The organism is Streptomyces adelaidensis (genome assembly GCF_016598475.1).
In the GTDB taxonomy this organism is placed as follows: Bacteria; Actinomycetota; Actinomycetes; order Streptomycetales; family Streptomycetaceae; genus Streptomyces; species Streptomyces adelaidensis.
In genome coordinates this window covers 1-19,206 of record NZ_JAEMUX010000124.1, presented here as the reverse complement: position 1 = coordinate 19,206, position 19,206 = coordinate 1, and the positions used below count along the sequence as shown (strand labels likewise).

The following is a 19,206-nucleotide window of genomic DNA, read 5'->3' as shown; positions in this document are numbered from 1 at the left end:
CGTGCTTGGCCTGCCGGGTCTGCTCCCACGCCTTGTCCTTCAGGGTGACGGCCTCGCCGTTGGTCCCGGGCGGCCGTGCTCGACCTGGAAGTCGGCCGCGAGGTCGCGTCGGCGGGCCTCGGTGGCGGCCTCACGCTTCGACCAGGTCTTCGCCAGGCGCTCGTCGGCGCTGACAATCTCACGGACGGGACGTTTGTCGACACCCCTGTGCCAGCCGGTGTTCAGGCCTCGACACCACCGAGCCAATGCGCTTCGAGGTCTTGGACCTTGTTACTGACCGCGACGTGGGTGTGCAGGTGCGGGTCGGAGGAGCGCGTGGCGCGGTGGATGAACATGCCCGCGATCAAGCCTCCAGGTGGTGCGTGGGTGTCTCTGAACCCCAGCCATACCGTCGGGGACAACGCCGTCCTGATGGACCGCTTCGACGTCGAAGTGGTCTTCTGCGCTCCGTCGGTGGCCGACCAGGTCGAGCAGATGAAGGAGCGGCTGCCAGGCGTCCGGAGGTGGGTCGTGCTCGGAGCCGGCGCGATAGCCGGGGACCCGGTGCTGGTGGACTGGGTCAGTTCCCAACCGGCCACGAAGCTCGACCTCCCCCCCCATGGCGTGGACGATGTCGTGGCCGTCTATCCCACGGTGGGCACCACCGGGTCGCCCAAGGGTGTGATGAACACCCGCCGCATCTCCCGCCCGATCCCTGGGTGGATGGAGGCGCCCTGAGCCTGTGGATCAAAGGAGCGTGGGTCCATGGGTCGCTGGCCCGCTGGTGCCCTTACTGTGTGCGTGCGAACGGCCGGCGTTGGCCTCTGCGTTGGAAGCTGCCCTGGTCGTTCGCGTGTGTGAAGCACCGTGTGTTTCTGGTGAGTGAGTGCCAGGCCTGTCACTCGTCGAGGCCGTGAGCAGACCGACCGGGCACCGGCCGGCGCGTTGTAGCAGATGCTGCATGGGGTGGTTCGAGACGTTGGCCGAGGTGAACAGCTTCGCGGTGGTGCATGCGGTCTCGGTGGCTGTGAGGAGATGTGCTCCCACGCCTCGTCGGCGGGCACTGGGGGCGACCATCAGCATGGTGACGAAGCCCTGCTCGAAGAAGCTGTACTCCAACACGCTGTAGCCCAACGGCCCGGAAGCGTCCTGAGTCATCAGGACCACGCTGTGTTCGCACCAGCGCCGGATGCCGGCCCGTCGTCCCTGGTCGCCTGCTGCCGCGACGGAATCGATCTTGGTCAACGCCGCCCAGTCCGATGTATCCGCGCCGCCCACTTGCAGCCCGCTGAGGTTCTCGGCATCCATGGGGTGCATCGTGGCAGCGTATGGGTGGTTGGTGCTCTCCTATTCGGTTCGGCGGTATCGGCGCCGAGCCTCCGCAAAAATACGTTGGTGGACCACGGCGACCGTTGCTAATCTCCCGGAGGCCGTGCGAGAGAACGAGGAGGTGGTACCCGTGAACGCAGTATCGACATGGGTGCTCCCCTCCGGGGTCACGGTCGGGCGGTAGGTCGTCCGGGAGCGCCGTTCGAGAGCTCTCCCGAAAGGCACGACCATGCATTTCACTTCTGAACAGCGCCTCGACGACGGCGTCCTCGAGCGCGAATTCACCCTCGGCGAGATCCCGGGCACCCTGTGGACATCTGAATCCGCCGCACCGGCCCCGCTGGTCCTGATGGCTCACAACAACGGCCTGCCCAAGGCGGAACCCCGGCTGGTGGCCCGGGCCCGGTACACCGCGGCGCGCGGCTACGCGGTGGCCACCATCGACGCCGCCGGGTGCGGTGACCGGCCCCGTTCCGCCGCCGACGAGCAGGCTCGTGCCGACCTCCGGCGGGCGATGCAGGCCGGCGAGCCGGTCGACGAGATCTTCGAGTCCTTCATCGGCCCGCTGGTCGAAAACGCGGTCCCGGAATGGCAGACCGCTCTGGACGCCCTCCTCGAGCTGCCCGAGATCGGCGGGCCGGTCGGGTACTCCGGGGGGTGGACCGCCCTCGGCATTCGGCTGGCGGTGGTCGAGCCGCGCATCGCGGCCGCAGGCTTCTTCGCCGGGGGGTACGTGCCCCGTGCCCAGCGCGAGGAGGCCCGGCAGGTCACCCTTCCGCTGTTGTTCCTGCTGCAGTGGGACGACGAAGGGAACCCCCGTCGGCGGGCCCTGGACCTGTTCGACGCCTTTGGCAGCAAGGAGAAGACGCTGCACGCCAACCTGGGAGGGCACACCGGCACCCCGTGGTTCGAGCTGGAGGACGGGTGCCGGTTCTTGGACCGACACCTGAAGTGAGGCCGGGCCGTCTGGCGGGCAGCAGAGGGTAGGCGGGTCGGCCAGGATGCCGTCATCGAGGACAGGTCCCGCCCCTCCTCGATGGCGGTGGCCGGCAGATGCACAACCGCCCCGATCGCGGCGGTACCGGCCCTCGGCGGTACCGGCCCACCAGCGCCCGGGCCGGGCCCGAGGTCGGCGGCCGGCAGTAGGTACGCATCGCGGCGTTCAGCATCCCGTCAGGGTCGTCGCTGGGCTCGGTGGTCCGGCTGACCTCGGTGAACAGGACCTCGATGGCGGCGCGGAAAGGCAAGGTTGACCGGCCTGGTCCTCGATCCTCGGGCATATCGCCGGACCGTTCGCCTCGCCTGCGAGGCACCCCCGTGGTGCGATGGAACGGGGGTGGGAAGGAGAGAGTGATGATCCCACCAGCAGCGGAGCGCAAGAGTGGAGTGGCTCCGGTATCAGTCCGCCCGCTGGGTGAGTCGGACCTGGATCGGGCCGATGAGATCTGCAGGATGGCCTTCGGGACGTTCCTCGGGGTCCCCGAGCCTTTCGGGACCGTCGACTACGTCCGCACCCGCTGGGCGGCAGATCCGCGGGCGGCGTTCGCGGCGACGGTCGAGGGCGAGTTCGCCGGATCGAACTTCGCCACCAACTGGGGCAGTGTCGGCTATTTCGGCCCGCTGACCGTGCGTCCGGATCTGTGGGACCAGGGCATCGGCAGGCGTCTGATGGAGCCGGTCATGGACTGCTTCGACGCCTGGGGGAACCGCCACCTCGGCCTGTTCACCTTCTCGCACAGTGCCAAGCATCTTGAGCTCTACCGCCGGTACGGGTTCTGGCCCCGATTCCTCACAGCCATCATGAAGAAGCAGGTCGCAGACGGTGCCGCAGTCCCCGGCCGGGTGCTCTACGGCGAACTGCCCGCCGCCGAGCGGCCCGACGCGCTGAGCCTGTGTCGCGCACTGACAGGAGCCGTGTACGAGGGCCTGAGCCTGGAACGCGAGATCGTGGCCGCGCACGCGCAGGGACTCGGTGACACCATCCTGCTCCATGGCGCCGGCTCCGAGCTCGATGGCCTGGCCGTCTGCCACGGCGGAGCCGGGTCGGAGGCCGGCACGGACGTGTGCTTCGTCAAATTCGGCGCCGTACGTCCTGGTCCGGAGGCCGCCGACCGGTTCGAGCGACTGCTCGACGCGTGCGAGCGGCTGGCCGCCGAGCGCGGACTGGGTGAGTTGGATGCCGGAATGAACCTGGGCCGCCCGGATGCCTACCGGCGCATGATCGACCGTGGATTCCGCACTTGGTTGCAGGGCGTGACCATGCACAGGCCCAACGAACCCGGATACAGCCACCCCGACGCGTATGTGATCGACGACTGGCGCTGAGACCACCGCCGCGCTCGGCCGGCCAGGAAGGCCCGGTGCTGTCAGAACGGGTCGGCGATGTCGTCCTGGCCGACGAACGCGGCGCGTCCGTGCCCGGCCGGGCCGCGGATGACGCCGTCCTCGCCGACGAGGCCGGGGACGAACTCCGCGTAGAAGTTGTCCCGGAGGAAGGTGTACGCCAGGCCGCTCGCGCGGATGTGCTGCTCGGTGTGGAAGTGGTCGCGCGCCAGGGTGAAGGTGGCGTCGGGCGCCGCGCCGTAGAAGGAGACGTACACCAGGTGCTGGACGCCTGCCTGTGCGGCGGCGTCCACGAACGTCTTGTGCCGGGCGAGCCGGTCGGCGCTCTCGGGGGCGGAGACCATGAAGAGGGTGCGGGTGCCGGCGAGGGCCTCGCGCACGGCGTCCTGGTCGGCGTAGTCGCCTCGCACCGCCACCGCGCCGGGAAGCCGTGGAGCGCGTGCCGGGTTGCGGGCCAGGAGTTTCTGCGGGACGCCCCGCTCGGCCAGTCGCCGTGCGACGCGCCCGCCGAGTCGGCCGGTGGAGCCGGTGACGGCGGTCGTGGGGACGGATACCTCGGATGCCTGGGACATGTCGTGACTTCTCTTCCTGTGGTGAGGGATGCGCGCTGTCGCCGGACGTCAGGGATCGAGCCCGTCGAGGAGCCGGTCCGCTCCGTGGGGAACGGACAGTGCTCGTGTCCCGAGGTCCGAGGGGGCGTCGGGATGGTCGGGGTTGTCGGGATTGTCGGGGCGGGAACTATGTTCACGGTGCTCACGACGCACGGGTTCCTTTCGGTGCCTAGAGCCCGGCCGACAGGACGCACAGGACGCACAGGACGCGCAGGTCGACCGGTCGACCGGTCGGCAGGGGCTGCGACGAAGGTCCGCAGGGTCGGGGCGAAGCCGTGGCACCAAGCGCGGTAGGCGTCGAAGACACACGTCAGACCGGCGCTGTCTCCCGTCCTCGCCACGTGCCGTCCTTTCCGGTTTCTGTCAAGGAGACGTCCGTTTCCACAGCGGCATGACCAACGTACGAAGGACGCAGGGAGGAAGCCGGATAAACTTGTGACTGATGATGGCCAAAAGCCGACAGGATTCCTCGCGCGACATCCCGGAGATCCCGTTCGCCGCGCCCGCGGGCACTCCCGCCAGTGTCGAGGTCATGTCGCTGGCCGAGCTACGGCGGCGCGTCTGCGAGCACACCCTGACCCGGCCCCAGCGCCCGGACTTCCATCATCTGCTCACGCTCACCACGGGCGACCTGTGGCACGTCGTCGACTTCAACGGCTATGCCCTGCGGCCGGGCTCCTGGCTGTGGGTGCGCCCGGGGCAGGTGCAGCAGTGGGGCGACCTCACCAGGGCCGAGGGCATCTGATCCTCTTCCAGCAGGACGTGCTGGACCCGCTCACGGCGACGGCCGCCCGTGTCGACGATCCGCACGCACCGGTGGTCACCACCCCCGTCGCCGCCGACGCCGAGGCGGTGACCATGGCCGCGGCACACCTGAGCCGCGAGTTCCAGTCGCTCGGTCACCTGCCTCTTGAAGTGCACATCGCAGCCCTGCGCCACCTCCTCGCCGTCCTCCTGCTGCGACTGGCCCATCTCACCGTCCCCGTCGGCAGCCCCGCTCCGGAGCCGGACGAGACCTACCTGCGGTTCCGAAACGCGGTCGAACGGCACTTCACCGCCACCCGACGGGTGGAGGACTACGCCCACATGCTCGGCTATTCGGGGCGCACCCTCGCCCGGGCGACCCTGGCGGGCGCCGGGCTCAGCGCGAAGGAGTTCATCGACCGCCGGGTCGTGCTGGAAGCGAAGCGTCTGCTGGCACACGGCGACAAGACCGCCGCCCAGATCTCGGACCGCCTCGGCTTCGTCACGCCCTCCCAGTTCAGCAAGTACTTCACGCAACGCACCGGCCGTTCCCCGATCGACTTTCGCAACGGGGTCCGGGGACGCGCCGAGGGCCCCGGACCGTCGGCGGCCCCCGGCCAGAGGTAAAGGCACCGCGCACAGACGACTGTTCGAGGGCGAGCGCCTCGCTGCTCCGCCCGGCTCACCCTGCCGGCGGGCCTCGAGCTGACGGACGCCGCCGATCTGCCCGATCTGCCGCCATCCGGCCTGACGGCCTATCAGGCGGTGGTGCGCCGTCTCCACGTCGCCGCGGAGGACACCGTCCTCGTCACCGGTGGTGCCGGGGGAGTAGGCGGCTTCCCGGGTCCAACTGGCAGCACTGACCGGAGCGCGGGTGCTTTCCACCGCGTCCGCCCACCACGGTGGATGAAGTCGCGGTCGGTGAACGGCCCACCCGAGTCCAGGGTCTCCGGTACGGAGAGTGCCACGGCGAGCGACACCGCGCTACGGAAGCCGGCGAACCCACTGACGACACGCGCCCGGTGACTGATCCTCCGCAGCCGCTGCTGCGGTCGACGGTCGATCAGGCGGATGAGGTAGGCGGAGGAGAACAGGAACGCGAGCCGGACCACGACCAGCACCACGCTGATCACGGGCGGCGACCAGCCCACCCTCGCGGCCCGCTACACCGGCCCGCGAGCGCAGAGGGAGTCCCAGCCGGTCGGCGGCTGAATCTTTCCGCCGCCTCGCCTGCGGTCCGCCCGCCTGCCGGGGCCGGGTTCCCGGCCTGCGGGCCACATCGCCCCGGGCCGGGGCCCAAGCGCCGGGTTCGGGCAGCGATGCCCCGCACCAAGGGGGCTCCGGCGGGGCGGGCGCCCGAATGGCCCGAGGCGCGGGACACGGGCGACCTCCTGCGCCGGCCACCCACACACCCGTAGCTCGTACCGGCACGTGAAGCACTGCGGGGGCGCGTGGCGCACCTGACGTACGCCCTTCTGCCGCCGTACGCCCGCGAGTCGTACGGCAGACCGGGCGCCGGACCGGCCGTGGTCACCCGGCGCCTGCGACTCACCGGCACCTTGCCGCGCTGTGTTCCCGCACGTCTACGCCGGCAACTCCCGCGCAAACGTGTACTGCGCGCCCTGTCACTGCTCCGCCCCGGCTCGCGCCCGGCCCCGTACAAAGTCAGGAGATGGGTCGCCATACTGGACGGGCCAGGGGAGGGCGGTCCGTACGGACGGGGGCGATCGTTGGCGATGGCGGACACCAGGCTGATCCAGGGCCGGTATCGGCTGCTCGATCTGATCGGGCGCGGGGGGGTGGGAGAGGTCTGGCGCGCGAAGGACGAGTCACTGGGCCGGCACGTCGCGGTCAAATGCCTCAAGCCCATCAACACCCAGCCCGACCAGGCGTTCACCCGTGTCCTGCGGGAACGCTTCCGGCGTGAGGCGCGCGTCGCGGCCGCCCTCCAGCACCGGGGGGTGACCGTCGTCCATGACTTCGGCGAGTCCGACGGAGTGCTGTTCCTCGTCATGGAGTTGCTGGAAGGCCGCAACCTCAGCCAGCTCCTGGAGGACAACAAACAGCATCCGCTGCCCGTCCCGGACGTGGTCGAAATAGCCGACCAGGTGGCCTCCGCCCTTGCCTACACCCACCAACAGAGCATCGTGCACCGCGACTTGAAGCCCGCGAACATCATGCGGCTCACCGACGGCACCGTGAAGATCTGCGACTTCGGCATCGCCCGCCTCGGCCGCGACGTCACCTTCACCTCCCGGCTCACCGGCACCGGCATCGCGATGGGCACCCCGCACTACATGTCGCCGGAACAGATCAGCGGCGATCAGGTCGACCAGCGCAGCGACCTGTACTCGTTCGGCTGTGTGCTCTACGAGATCGCCACCGGCGTACCGCCGTTCGACCTCGACGACGCCTGGGCGGTCCTCATGGGCCACCGTGACACGCCACCGCGACCGCCCCGCAGCCACCGCGACGAGGTCCCCGAATACCTCGACCGGATCATCCTGGACCTGCTGGCCAAACAGCCCGAGGAACGACCGCACGACGCCCGCGAACTGGGCCGCCGGGTCGACGAAGGACGACGCACGACGACCGGCGCCGCGCCGGCACCGGCCCATGCCCCCGCTCCCGCCCTTGCCCCCGCTCCCGCCCACGCGCCCACCGCCGTCTCGCACCCGATGGCGTCCGAGGCCGTGCCCGGCGTGCCGGGCGTGCCCAGGGCCCGCACGCGTCCCGAGCGGCCGCCGTCGCGCGAGCACCGCCTGCCCTCCTGGACCCGGGGCATGACCACCGGCCACAAGGCGACCGGCGCCGGACTGAGCCTCACCCCGCCGGACGCCTCCGCCGGCCTCACCGGCGAGTGGATCGCCCGTCCCACGACCGGCCGCGTCGAGGACCTCGTACGCACCGAACGCCCCATCCCGCCGCCGGAGTTGATCGCCACCCTGGCCGGGCGGCACAACGCGGGCCTGAGCCTGGGCCGCCTCGGCCGCTGGACGGAGGCCGGCGAGGTCCACCGCGCGGTCGCCGCCGAACGCGAACACGCCCTCGGCCCCGAGCACCCCGACACCCTGTCCAGCCGCTACGAGGTCGGCTTCACGCTCAGCCGCACCGACCGCCCCGCCGACGCGCTCCGCGAGTTCGCCCACGTCGCCCACACCCGGGAGCGCCTCCTCGGCCCCGAACACCCCGAGACCCTCGCCGCCCGGCAGGAAATGGCGTACGTACTGGGACAGTTGGGCCGCCACTTCGAGGCACACCAGGCATACATGTCCGTCCTCGCCGCCCGCGAACGCACGGCGGGCCCCGACCACCCGGACACCCTGCGCTGCCGCCACAACCTGGCCTTCAACCTCAGCAGGCTCGGCCGACTGGAGGACGCGTACCGCATGGCGAGCGAGGTCGCCGCCGCGCGCGCCCGGGTGCTCGGCGCCAACCATCCGGACACCCTCGTCACACGATGCGAAGTCGCATACGGGCTCGGTCAGTTGGGCCGCTGGCCCGAGGCGCTCCAGACCTACCAGGAGGTCGCCGAGTCCCGCGCCCAAGCCCTCGGCCCCGACCACCCCGACACGCTCGCCGCCCGCTACGAGGTCGGCATCAGTCTCGGCCGGCTCGGCCGCAGCACCGACGCCCTGACCCTCTACCGCGCCCTGGTCGAGGACCGCACCCGCGTCCACGGCCCCGCGCACTCCGAGACCCTCCGCGCCCGCCACGGCCTCGGCGTCAACCTCGGGCGCCTCAGCCGCTGGGAGGAGGCCCTCGCCGAGTCCCGCGACGTGTGCGCCCTGCGCGAGCGCGTCCTCGGCCCGGACCACCCCGACACCCTCGTCAGCCGCCGCGAGGTCGCCGTCGGCCTCGGCTGGCTCGGCCGCTGGGCCGACGCCCTCACCGAGTACCGGAGCGTCGCCGACGCCCGCGAACGCGTCCTCGGCGCAGACCACCCCGACGCCCTGGCCAGCCGCAACGACGAGGCCCACTGCCTGGAACAGCTCGGCCGTGGCCAGGAGGCGGTGGAGCTGTACCGGCGGGTGGCGGCGTTACGGCAGCAGCGGGCGACCGGCGGCCCCTGAGCCCTCGGCCCCATGGCCCGGGGGCGTTGATCCACCTGGCACGCACCCCTGGCCGACCCCGATCAGCGCGTGTTACGAAGAGCCATGCCTGCCACCCCCGTATCCGAACCACAGCCCGGACGCCCCCTGCGCCCCGGACCCGGGCCGCACGACTCGTACGACGCCGTGATCGTCGGTGGCGGCCACAACGGCCTGGTCGCCGCCGCCTACCTCGCCCGCGCCGGGCGCTCCGTGCTCGTGCTGGAACGGCTGGACCACACCGGCGGCGCCGCCGTGTCCACCCGGCCCTTCGCCGGTGTCGACGCCCGGCTGTCCCGCTACTCGTACCTGGTCAGCCTGCTGCCCCGGAAGATCGTGCGGGACCTCGACCTGGACTTCCGCGTCCGTGGCCGCACCATCTCCTCGTACACCCCCGTCGAACGCGACGGACACCCCACCGGCCTGCTCGTCGGCGGCGGCGAGCGCCGCACCCGCGAGGCGTTCGCCCGCCTGACCGGCAGCGACCGCGAGTACGCGGCCTGGCAGCGCTTCTACGGGATGACGGGCCGCGTCGCCGAACGGGTGTTCCCGACCCTCATCGAGCCCCTGCCGACCCGGGACGAACTGCGCCACCGGATCGACGACGAGGAGGCGTGGCGGACCCTCTTCGAGGAACCCATCGGCAGGGCCGTCGAGTCGGTGTTCACCGACGACCTGGTCCGTGGAGTCGTCCTCACCGACGCCCTGATCGGCACGTTCGCCGACGCCCACGATCCCTCCCTCCGGCAGAACCGCTGCTTCCTCTACCACGTCATCGGCGGTGGCACGGGCTCCTGGGACGTGCCCGTCGGCGGCATGGGGGCGCTCACGGACGCCCTCGCCGGAGCCGCGCGTGAGGCCGGTGCCGTGATCGCCACGGGTCACGAGGCGCGGCGGATCGCCACGGACGGCAGGTCCGCCGAGATCACCTACCGGACGGCGGACACCGAGGGCACCGTCGCAGCCCGGCACGTCCTGGTGAACGCCTCACCGAGGGAACTGGCCGCCCTCACCGGCGACGAACCGCCCACCCCCGCCGAGGGCGCCCAGCTCAAGGTCAACATGCTGCTCAAGCGGCTCCCGAGACTCCGCGACGAGAGCGTCGACCCGCACGAGGCGTTCGCCGGGACCTTCCACATCGCCGAGGGATACGACCAACTGGCCGCCGCCTACACACAGGCCGCCTCCGGCGCGCTGCCCGACGCACCGCCCTCCGAGATCTACTGCCACTCCCTCACCGACCCGACCATCCTCGGCCCCGACCTGGTCGAACAGGGCTACCAGACGCTCACCCTGTTCGGCCTGCACGCACCCGCGCGACTGTTCGAGTCCGACAATGACGCCGTACGCGAGGAACTCCTCAAGTCCACCCTCGCCCAGCTCGACACCCACCTCGCCGAGCCGCTCGCCGACTGCCTGGCCACCGACGCCGACGGCCGCCCCTGCGTCGAGGCCAGAACCCCCCTCGACCTCGATCACGACCTGGGCCTCCCCGGCGGCAACATCTTCCACCGCGACCTCACCTGGCCCTACGCCCAGGAGGACACCGGCCGTTGGGGCGTCGAGACCCGCCACCCCAACATCCTCCTGTGCGGCGCGGGCGCGGTGCGCGGCGGAGGCGTGAGCGGCGTCCCCGGGCACAACGCGGCGATGGCGGTGCTGGAGGAACTGGAGGAACTGGAGGAGTAAGCGCCAAGCCACCTGAGGGGCGCGGGGAACCGCGCGACCAGCCACAGCGAACCGCACCCGTCGGCCAACCGCCCAGCCCTCCCCATGAGGCGGGGTATCTTAACAAAAACTGACGGTGCATCAGAAACCCCTTCCCTCGTCCGGAGGACTACGGCATTCTGCGACCCATGCAGACGGAGCTGAGCAACAAACTCGGAGTCCAGTACGCCGTCTTCGGCTTCACGCCGTTCCCCGCCGTCGCCGCTGCCATCAGCCGGGCCGGCGGCTTCGGGGTGCTCGGCGCGGTCCGCTACACGGCCCCCGACGACCTCAAGCGCGACCTCGACTGGATCGAGGCCCACGTCGACGGCAAGCCGTACGGCCTGGACGTCGTCATGCCCGCCAAGAAGGTCGAGGGCGTGACCGAGGCCGACGTCGAGGCGATGATCCCGGAGGGGCACCGGCAGTTCGTCCAGGACACGCTCGCCAAGTACGGCGTGCCCGGCCTCGCCGAGGGCGAGGTCTCCGGCTGGCGCATCACCGGCTGGATGGAGCAGGTCGCCCGCAGCCAGCTCGACGTCGCCTTCGACTACCCGATCCGGCTGCTCGCCAACGCCCTCGGCTCGCCGCCCGCCGACGTCATCGACCGCGCCCACGAACAGGACGTGCTCGTCGCCGCGCTCGCCGGCAGCGCCCGGCACGCCCGCAAGCACGCCGACGCGGGCATCGACATCGTCGTCGCCCAGGGCTACGAGGCCGGCGGCCACACCGGCGAGATCGCCTCCATGGTCCTCACCCCCGAAGTCGTCGACGCCGTCGGCCCGTTGCCCGTCCTCGCCGCCGGCGGCATCGGCAGCGGACAGCAGGTGGCCGCCGCGCTCGCGCTCGGCGCCCAGGGCGTCTGGCTCGGCTCACTCTGGCTGACCACCACCGAGGCCGAACTGCCCTCGCCCCGCCTGATCGAGAAGCTGCTCGCCGCCGGCTCCGGCGACACCGTCCGCTCCCGCGCCCTTACCGGCAAACCCGCACGCCAGCTCCGTACCGAATGGACCGACGCGTGGGACGACCCGGCCGGACCCGGGACCCTCCCCATGCCCCTCCAGGGGCTGCTCGTCGCCGAGGCCGTCTCGCGGATCCAGAAGCACGAGGTGGAGCCGCTCCTCGGCACGCCGGTCGGGCAGATCGTCGGCCGGATGAACAGCGAACGCAGCGTCCAGGCGGTCTTCGACGACCTCACCCGGGGCTTCGAGAAGGCCGTGGACCACCTCAACCGGATCGCCGGAAGGAGCGAGGGAAAGTGAGCCAAGCCCCCCAGGGTCAACCTCCGCAAGGCCAACCTCCCCAAGGCCAACCTCCCCAGGGCTTCTGGGCCCAGGCCACCGCCGACCCCGATCGCACGGTGCTCATCGCCCCCGACGGGGTGGAGTGGAGCGCCGGGCGCCTGCACGCCGAGGCCAACCGGCTGGTGCACGGACTGCGTGCCGCCGGCCTCGAACGCGGCGACGCCTTCGCGGTCGTCCTGCCCAACGGCGTCGAGTTCTTCACCGCCTACCTCGCCGCCACCCAGGCCGGTTTCTACCTCGTCCCCGTCAACCACCACCTGGTGGGCCCCGAGATCGCCTGGATCGTCGCCGACTCCGGCGCCAAGGTGCTCATCGCGCACGAACGGTTCGCCGACGCGGCCCGGGCCGCCGCCGACGAGGCCGAGCTTCCCAAGAGCCACCGGTACGCGGTCGGCACGGTCGAGGGCTTCCGCCCGTACGCCGAACTCCTCGCCGGACAGCCGGAGTCGACGCCCGGCGACCGCACCCTCGGCTGGGTCATGAACTACACCTCGGGTACCACCGGCCGCCCCCGTGGCATCCGCCGCCCGCTGCCCGGCAAGCTCCCCGAGGAGTCCTATCTGGGCGGCTTCCTCGGCATTTTCGGCATCAAGCCGCACGACGGCAACGTCCACCTGGTGTGCTCGCCGCTCTACCACACGGCCGTTCTGCAGTTCGCGGGCTCGTCCCTGCACATCGGGCACCGGCTCGTCGTCATGGACAAGTGGACGCCCGAGGAGATGCTCCGCGTCATCGACGCCCACCGGTGCACCCACACCCATATGGTGCCCACCCAGTTCCACCGCCTCCTGGCGCTCCCCGAGGAGGTGCGCGCCCGCTACGACGTGTCGTCCATGCGGCACGCCATCCACGGGGCCGCGCCCTGCCCGGACCATGTGAAACGGGCCATGATCGAGTGGTGGGGCGGATGCGTGGAGGAGTACTACGCGGCCAGCGAGGGCGGTGGTGCCTTCGCCACCGCCGAGGACTGGCTGAAGAAGCCCGGCACCGTCGGCAAGGCCTGGCCGATCAGCGAGCTCGCCGTCTTCGACGACGACGGCAACCGGCTGCCGTCCGGCGAACTCGGCACCGTCTACATGAAGATGAGCACCGGCGGCTTCTCGTACCACAAGGACGAGGGCAAGACCCGCAAGAACCGCATCGGCGACTTCTTCACGGTCGGCGACCTCGGTCTCATCGACGAGGACGGCTACCTCTTCCTCCGCGACCGCAAGATCGACCTCATCATCTCCGGCGGCGTCAACATCTACCCCGCCGAGATCGAGTCCGCCCTCCTCGCCCACCCCGCCGTCGCCGACGCCGCCGCCTTCGGCATCCCGCACGACGACTGGGGCGAGGAGGTCAAGGCCGTGGTCGAACCCGCTGCCGGATTCACGGCGGGACCGGCGCTGGCCGAGGAGATCCTCGCCCACTGCACCCGCGTTCTCGCCGGGTACAAGCGCCCGAAGAGCGTCGACTTCACCGAGGCCATGCCCCGCGACCCGAACGGCAAGCTCTACAAGCGGCGGCTGCGGGAGCCGTACTGGGAGGGCCGGGAGCGGACCGTGTGAGCAAGCCGTCGCGCGCGGACCTCAGGGCTTGCGCGCGACCCCGCCCACCGCGATCACCTCGCCGGTGCCGCCGTGGGGCGTCGACGGATCGGGCCGCCAGTCGTTCAGCGGCACGACCCCGGGCGCCAGCAGCTCCAGGCCGTCGAAGAAGCCGGCCAGTTCGGCGGGGCCGCGCAGGTAGTAGGGGACCGCGCCGCTCTCGTTGTAGCGGCGGGTGGCTTCCGCGTTGGCCTCGTTGGTGTCCACGCTGTCGTTGAACGCGAGGAAACTCCCCGAAGGCAGAGCGTCCATCAGGGCGCCCACGATGGCACGCGCCTCGCCGTAGTCGGCGATATGGCCGCTGACCTGCATCAGCGTCAGCGCGACCGGCTGGGAGAGGTCGAGGGTCCTCGCCGCCTCCCGCAACACGGTCGCGGGGTCGTGCAGATCGGAGTCGACATAGTCGGTCGCCCCTTCGGCCGTGCTGGTGAGCAGGGCCCGCGCATGGGTCAGGACCAGCGGATCGTTGTCCACGTAGACGACCCGCGCGTCGGGAGCCACCCGCTGGGCGATCTCGTGCGTGTTGTCCGCCGTCGGCAGACCGGTTCCGATGTCCAGGAACTGGCGGACCCCGGCCTCGCCGGCGAGATACCGCACCGCCCGGCCGAGGAAGGGCCCGGGAGTCGCGGGCGAGATCGGTGATGCCGGGGAACACCGCACGGAAGGCGTCCCCCGCCGCGTGGTCCACCGGGTAGTTGTCCTTGCCGCCCAGCCAGTAGTTCCAGATACGGGCCGAGTGCGGCACCGTCGTATCGATCATGGCGATCGAATCCGTCTCCGGACGTAACGAGTCCTGCGCCACCGAGCGGCCTCCTCATCGTGAACGGTTGCATGCCCCTGGCATACAACGTTAGGGCCGGGGACCGTACACGGGGAGTGTTTCGCACCGCCAAGTGACATGAGGGACAACGGAGTTCGCGATACGCCGTCCGAGCCGCGCCGGCTGTGGGGGGGAAGCGAGACGATGCCACCCGGCCACTTGGCCACCTGGCCACCTGGCCACTCGGTCACCCGGCAACCCCGGACCTTGGGGTGACGCCGTCCCCTTCCGCGGCGGGGCCAAGTGGCTGGCGGGGCAAGGGGGGTCGTCATCTGTCGTCCGGGGCCCCGCCCGGTCGTGGGGGAGGTGACGCCGCCTGGCGACCCGGCCGTTCGGCCATCTGGAGGCCTCGGCCTGCCGGACGCCTTGGCCATCCGGCAGGCCCGGCCCTCGGGCGGTTCCACCTCCTCCGGCCGTCCGGCAACCCCGGACCTCGGGGCCCCGCCACCCTCCGTGGCGGGGCCAAGTGGGCTGCGGGGCAAGGGAGGTCGTTATCTGGGGTCCGGGGGCCCGTGCTGTGGGGGAGGTGACGCCACCCGGCGACCCTGCCATCCGGCAGGCCCGGCCATCTGACCGCCGAACCGCCGAACCGCCGAACCGCCCAACCGCCCCGGCAGTCGGGGCGGCGCCGCCTCCCTCACCCCCACCGCTCACTGACTCACCCGCACCACCTTCAGCCTCGGCGAGGACACGATGTCCTTCTCGCAGAAGCGGGACCGCACCCACTTCTCCGCCGAGAACAGGCGCGTCTGGTCGAGATGGTGCGGCGAGTTCGGGTTGGAGGACTGTGAGTACGTCAGCAGCGTGCGGGCCACCGGGCAGCGGCCGCCGTCCCAGCCGACCGCCTGGATGTGGCGGATGTTCGCCGCGTTGGGGTCGTTGAGGGCGTACGCGGTGCCGGTCGTCCAAGGCAGCGGAAGGTCGGCGCCGAGCGAGGTGACGACCGGGCCGTAACGCGTCCACCACTGGGTGCGGGTGACCGGGGCGCCGTCCTTCACACCGACGGTGACCGTCCGCTTCGTCATCCGCTCCGGCTCGCCGTCCACGAGATACGTCGTCGGATCGGCCGGGTCCAGCGTCAGCTGATGGACGTTCATGGGGACGCCGGTCGCGACGGTGTGGCTCCAGGCGACCTTCGCGTTGAACCCGATCTGAGTGATCGGCGAACCCAGCAGCGCACCGCGGGAGACGTTCAGCTCGCCCGGGATCGTCTGCTGCGCCTGCCAGAAGCGGCGGCCGCCGGCCCACGGGTAGTGGGGGTTGCCCAGCAGGAGACCGCTGCCGTTCGCCGTGGTGTCACCTCGGAAGGCGACCGCGTTCGAACCCATGTCCGCGTCCGTGGCGGAGAACAGCTCGCTCGCGGCCCGGGCGGCGGCCTTCGCGTCCGGCGCGGCGGCCGCGGTGCCGGACGCGGGCGGCCGCGCGGTGGTGATCGCGTCCACGAGCCGCCCCTCCCCGCCCAGCACGCCGAGGGCGTACGCGCGGGAGAACACGTCGAGCGTGGTGACGGGCCGCACCCAGGCGGCGCCCTGGCACGCGGGGTCGTTGATCCGGTTCTGCTTCAGCCAGGCGTTGTAGCCGGCCGCCCAGCCCCGCATCAGGTCCTTGACCGCGCGGCTCGGCCCCTGTGGCGCGGGCCGGTCCAGCAGCCGCTCCACGGTGCCGGTGTCCCGGACGCCCTGGAAGTACAGGTCGCTGGTGAGGTTCCTGGTGGCGGAGGAGAGCGAGAAGTCGGGCGCCGCGTCGGGTCCGAAGTACCGGGAGCGCTCGCCGCGCACGGTCAGGAAGCCGTCGGCGAGCACACACCTGGTCGGCGGCCTGCGCCCAACCGGTGCCGAAGCCGAGGTTCGCGTAGTCCTTCGCCACGATGTGCGGAACGCCGTACTCGGTGTAGCGGATCACGGCGGACAGACCACCGTGGGACGGGCTCTGCCCGGGGGATCGGTCGCCGTCGGCGGCGGTCGCCGACGGCAGTACGGCCGAGGCGGTGAGCAGGGCGACGGCCGAGACCACGAGCTGTCTCAGACGGGTGCGCATGGGGCCTCCCAACATCGGTGCAACATCAGTGAGGGAAGGGACGGTTGAGCGTGTCAATACGTATCCGCGTAGTCCATACGTGTGATGGATCTTCCCTCTGATTGACTCGCGCCCCAGTGGTCGAAGTTGAGCCTTTTCGCGCCACGCGTGCCGGATTTCGGTAACACGGGTGGAACGCGGACGGGCGCGCTTGACCCCGCTCGCGCGACGGACCGAGGATCACGTCAGAACCGGTGGACGAAGGAGCGGACAACATGACGGCTGGTCGCAGCGTGACGGTCGACGGGACGCTGCGGCGCAGCGCCCGCCGGACCCCCGCCCGCGTCGCGATCCACTACGGCGAACGGTCCTGGACCTACGCCGAACTGGACGACGCCGTCTCCCGCGCCGCCCGCGCCCTGCGCGACACCGGCCTCGGGCCGGGCGACCGGGTCGGCGCCTACGGCCACAACTCGGACGCCTACCTCATCGCCTTCCTGGGCGCCGCCCGGGCCGGCCTGGTCCATGTGCCGGTCAACCAGAACCTCACCGGTGACGACCTGTCGTACATCCTCGACCAGTCCGGCAGCACACTCGTCCTCACCGATCCGGACCTGGCCGATAACCTCCCCGGCGGCACCCGCACCCTGCCGCTGCGCGACGCGGACGACTCGCTCCTCGCGCGCCTCGCCGACACGGAGCCGTACGACGGCGAGGAGCCCCGCGCCGAGGACCTCGTCCAGCTCCTCTACACCTCGGGGACCACCGCTCTGCCCAAGGGCGCGATGATGACGCACCGTGCCCTGGTCCACGAGTACCTCAGCGCGATCGCCGCCCTGGACCTCCAGACGGGCGACCGGCCCGTGCACTCGCTGCCGCTCTACCACTCCGCGCAGATGCATGTCTTCCTGGTGCCGTATCTCGCGGTCGGCGCCACGAACACCATCCTCGACGCACCGGACGGCGACCGGATCCTCGACCTCGTCGAGGAGGGCCGCGCCGACAGCCTCTTCGCGCCGCCCACGGTGTGGATCGGCCTCGCCAACCGCCCCGACTTCGCGGCCCGCGACCTCAGCGGCCTTCGCAAGGCGTACTACGGGGCGTCGATCATGCCGGTGCCCGTCCTCGAACGGCTCAAGGAGCGGCTGCCCAAGCTCGCCTTCCACAACTGCTTCGGGCAGAGCGAGATCGGTCCCCTGTCCATGGTCCTCGGCCCCCACGAGCACAAGGGCCGTATGGACTCCTGCGGACGTCCCGTCATGTTCGTCGAGGCCAGGGTCGTCGACGAGGCGGGCGAGGAGGTACCCGACGGCACCCCCGGCGAGATCGTCTACCAGTCCCCGCAACTCTGTGAGGGCTACTGGGACAAGCCGGAGGAGACCGCCGAGGCCTTCCGCGACGGCTGGTTCCACTCCGGCGACCTCGCCGTCCGCGACGCCCACGGCTTCTACACCGTCGTCGACCGCCTGAAGGACGTCATCAACTCCGGTGGCGTGCTCATCGCCTCACGCCAGGTCGAGGACGCCCTCTACACCCACGACCGGGTCGCCGAGGTGGCCGTCATCGGCCTGCCCGACGACCACTGGATCGAGGCCGTCACGGCGGTCGTCGTCCGCAGGGGAGAGGCCACGGAGGAGGAACTCATCGCCCACGCCCGCGAGAAGCTCCCCCACTTCAAGGCGCCGAAGAAGATCCTCTTCGTGGACGAACTGCCGCGCAACGCGAGCGGCAAGATCCTCAAGCGGGAGCTGCGGCACCGCTTCGCGGGTGCGTGATCGCCTTGGTCGATCGCTGAACTCTGTTGCGGCGATGGCCCCCGGACATGAGGATCGGCGCCATGCCGATCTTCACCGCCCCCGACGGAACGAGACTCGCCCACCACCTGCGTGGTGAGGGCGCCCCGCTGATCGTCCTCCCCGGCGGTGCCATGCGAGCCTCCGCCTACCTGGGCGACCTGGGCGGCCTCACGGCCCATCGGCGGCTGGTCCTCCTGGATCTGCGGGGCACGGGTGACTCCGAGCCGCCCGCCGACCCGGCGACATACCGCTGCGACCGGCAGATCGACGACGTGGAGGCGCTCCGCGTCCACCTGGGCCTGGAGCGCATGGACCTGCTCGCCCACTCGGCCGGCGGCAACCTCGCCATGCTCTACGCGGCCCGCCACCCGCACCGGGTGTCCCGCCTGGCGCTGATTGCCGCCACCCCCTGGGCGGTGGGCCTGCCGGTGACCGCCGAGGACCGTCTCGCCGCCGCCCGACTCCGCGAGAACGAACCGTGGTTCGCCGAGGCGTACCCGGCCTTCGAGGCGGCTTGGACCGGACGGGGCTCCTTCGACGACGCCATGATGCCCTTCTTCTACGGCCGCTGGGACGCCGCCGCCCGCGCCCACATGGCGGCCGAGGAACACCAGACCAACGACGAGGCGTCCGCCCTCTACGGCTCCACCGGCGCCTACGACCCGCCCACCACCCGAGCGGCCCTCGCGAAACTGGCCGCCCCGGTGCTCGTCCACGCGGGTGAACTCGACACCGGCCCGACCCCCGGCCTCGCCCGCCGCGTCGCCGACCTGTTCCCCGACGCCCGGTTCGCGCTCCAGCCCGGCGGCGGCCACTTCCCGTGGCTGGACGACCCGGAGTGGTTCGTACGGTGCGTCACGGAGTTCCTCGACGACCA

13 protein-coding genes and 5 pseudogenes are annotated in these 19,206 nt (G+C 71.3%); 11 read left to right on the top strand and 7 right to left on the bottom strand.

Translation table 11 applies throughout. The features are described 5' to 3' along the window. Nucleotides 1-221 precede the first annotated feature (221 nt). Complete coding sequence (locus tag I8N67_RS44070) at nucleotides 222-401, bottom strand: relaxase domain-containing protein (protein ID WP_267912891.1); 180 nt, start codon at nucleotides 399-401, stop codon at nucleotides 222-224. Here I8N67_RS44070 and I8N67_RS38195 point away from each other — a divergent pair. Both I8N67_RS38195 and I8N67_RS44790 read left to right on the top strand, forming a co-directional pair. Continuing rightward, nucleotides 367-717 carry a hypothetical protein gene (locus I8N67_RS38195; protein WP_200308890.1) on the top strand — a complete coding sequence of 117 codons (351 nt, stop codon included), beginning with the start codon at nucleotides 367-369 and terminating at the stop codon, nucleotides 715-717. The two genes, I8N67_RS44070 and I8N67_RS38195, sit on opposite strands and share 35 nt — an antisense overlap. Then, nucleotides 699-896 (top strand): TniQ family protein, encoded by a 198-nt coding sequence (locus tag I8N67_RS44790; protein ID WP_200308889.1) that lies wholly within the window; start codon nucleotides 699-701, stop codon nucleotides 894-896. The genes I8N67_RS38195 and I8N67_RS44790 overlap by 19 nt, the downstream gene beginning before the upstream one ends. Before the next feature lie 79 nt (nucleotides 897-975). On the opposite strand, the pseudogene I8N67_RS44785 reads toward I8N67_RS44790, so the two are convergent. After that, nucleotides 976-1,137: pseudogene (locus I8N67_RS44785) on the bottom strand (GNAT family N-acetyltransferase); the annotation flags it as partial. A 400-nt stretch (nucleotides 1,138-1,537) separates the two neighbouring features. Between I8N67_RS44785 and I8N67_RS38180 the strand changes: the two are divergent. Further along, nucleotides 1,538-2,263: a dienelactone hydrolase family protein gene (locus tag I8N67_RS38180; RefSeq protein ID WP_200308888.1), complete on the top strand. Its 726-nt coding sequence runs from the start codon at nucleotides 1,538-1,540 to the stop codon at nucleotides 2,261-2,263. Between the two features lie 497 nt (nucleotides 2,264-2,760). Next, nucleotides 2,761-3,633 carry a GNAT family N-acetyltransferase gene (locus I8N67_RS38175; RefSeq protein ID WP_200308887.1) on the top strand — a complete coding sequence of 291 codons (873 nt, stop codon included), beginning with the start codon at nucleotides 2,761-2,763 and terminating at the stop codon, nucleotides 3,631-3,633. A 50-nt stretch (nucleotides 3,634-3,683) separates the two neighbouring features. Here I8N67_RS38175 and I8N67_RS38170 read toward each other — a convergent pair. After that, nucleotides 3,684-4,223, bottom strand: a pseudogene (locus I8N67_RS38170) (NAD(P)H-binding protein); the annotation flags it as partial. 481 nt (nucleotides 4,224-4,704) lie between these two features. On the opposite strand from I8N67_RS38170, the pseudogene I8N67_RS38165 reads away from it, so the two are divergent. Further along, nucleotides 4,705-5,633 (top strand): annotated as a pseudogene (locus tag I8N67_RS38165) (helix-turn-helix domain-containing protein). A gap of 131 nt (nucleotides 5,634-5,764) precedes the next feature. Here the strand turns inward: I8N67_RS38165 and I8N67_RS43445 are convergent. Continuing rightward, a complete protein-coding gene (locus I8N67_RS43445) occupies nucleotides 5,765-6,139 on the bottom strand; it encodes a hypothetical protein (RefSeq protein WP_234046943.1) in 375 nt (124 codons plus the stop codon). Between the two features lie 603 nt (nucleotides 6,140-6,742). Between I8N67_RS43445 and I8N67_RS38155 the strand changes: the two genes are divergently transcribed. From I8N67_RS38155 to I8N67_RS38140, 4 genes are all read left to right on the top strand, one after another. Next, entirely contained in the window at nucleotides 6,743-9,079 is a 2,337-nt protein-coding gene (locus I8N67_RS38155; protein ID WP_200308886.1) for a serine/threonine-protein kinase, read from the top strand. A gap of 84 nt (nucleotides 9,080-9,163) precedes the next feature. Then, a complete protein-coding gene (locus I8N67_RS38150) occupies nucleotides 9,164-10,786 on the top strand; it encodes a phytoene desaturase family protein (RefSeq protein ID WP_267912890.1) in 1,623 nt (540 codons plus the stop codon). 167 nt (nucleotides 10,787-10,953) lie between these two features. After that, nucleotides 10,954-12,066 carry an NAD(P)H-dependent flavin oxidoreductase gene (locus I8N67_RS38145; RefSeq protein ID WP_200308885.1) on the top strand — a complete coding sequence of 371 codons (1,113 nt, stop codon included), beginning with the start codon at nucleotides 10,954-10,956 and terminating at the stop codon, nucleotides 12,064-12,066. Then, nucleotides 12,063-13,658 (top strand): acyl-CoA synthetase, encoded by a 1,596-nt coding sequence (locus I8N67_RS38140; protein ID WP_200308884.1) that lies wholly within the window; start codon nucleotides 12,063-12,065, stop codon nucleotides 13,656-13,658. Before I8N67_RS38145 ends, I8N67_RS38140 begins: the two co-directional genes overlap by 4 nt. 21 nt (nucleotides 13,659-13,679) lie before the next feature. Here I8N67_RS38140 and I8N67_RS38135 read toward each other — a convergent pair. The 3 genes and pseudogenes from I8N67_RS38135 to I8N67_RS38130 all read right to left on the bottom strand — a co-directional run. Beyond that, a pseudogene (locus I8N67_RS38135) lies at nucleotides 13,680-14,499 on the bottom strand (SAM-dependent methyltransferase). Between the two features lie 668 nt (nucleotides 14,500-15,167). Next, nucleotides 15,168-15,332, bottom strand: a complete 165-nt coding sequence (locus tag I8N67_RS43435) for a penicillin acylase family protein (protein WP_307835495.1) — start codon at nucleotides 15,330-15,332, stop codon at nucleotides 15,168-15,170. Nucleotides 15,333-15,371: 39 nt separating this feature from the next. Then, nucleotides 15,372-16,554, bottom strand: a pseudogene (locus tag I8N67_RS38130) (penicillin acylase family protein); the annotation flags it as partial. Between the two features lie 254 nt (nucleotides 16,555-16,808). Between I8N67_RS38130 and I8N67_RS38125 the strand changes: the two are divergent. Together I8N67_RS38125 and I8N67_RS38120 are read left to right on the top strand one after the other, a co-directional pair. Continuing rightward, on the top strand, nucleotides 16,809-18,308 hold the full coding sequence (locus I8N67_RS38125; RefSeq protein ID WP_200308883.1) for an acyl-CoA synthetase: 1,500 nt from the start codon (nucleotides 16,809-16,811) through the stop codon (nucleotides 18,306-18,308). 62 nt (nucleotides 18,309-18,370) lie between these two features. Then, a partial coding sequence (locus I8N67_RS38120) for an alpha/beta fold hydrolase (RefSeq protein ID WP_200308882.1) occupies nucleotides 18,371-19,206 on the top strand: 836 nt, incomplete at its 3' end.

Coding starts and splice junctions, on each gene's coding strand:
- I8N67_RS38180 (WP_200308888.1), top strand. CDS start 1,538: ATGCATTTCACTTCTGAACAGCGCCTCGACGACGGCGTCCTCGAGCGC.
- I8N67_RS38175 (WP_200308887.1), top strand. CDS start 2,761: ATGGCCTTCGGGACGTTCCTCGGGGTCCCCGAGCCTTTCGGGACCGTC.
- I8N67_RS38155 (WP_200308886.1), top strand. CDS start 6,743: ATGGCGGACACCAGGCTGATCCAGGGCCGGTATCGGCTGCTCGATCTG.
- I8N67_RS38150 (WP_267912890.1), top strand. CDS start 9,164: ATGCCTGCCACCCCCGTATCCGAACCACAGCCCGGACGCCCCCTGCGC.
- I8N67_RS38145 (WP_200308885.1), top strand. CDS start 10,954: ATGCAGACGGAGCTGAGCAACAAACTCGGAGTCCAGTACGCCGTCTTC.
- I8N67_RS38125 (WP_200308883.1), top strand. CDS start 16,809: ATGACGGCTGGTCGCAGCGTGACGGTCGACGGGACGCTGCGGCGCAGC.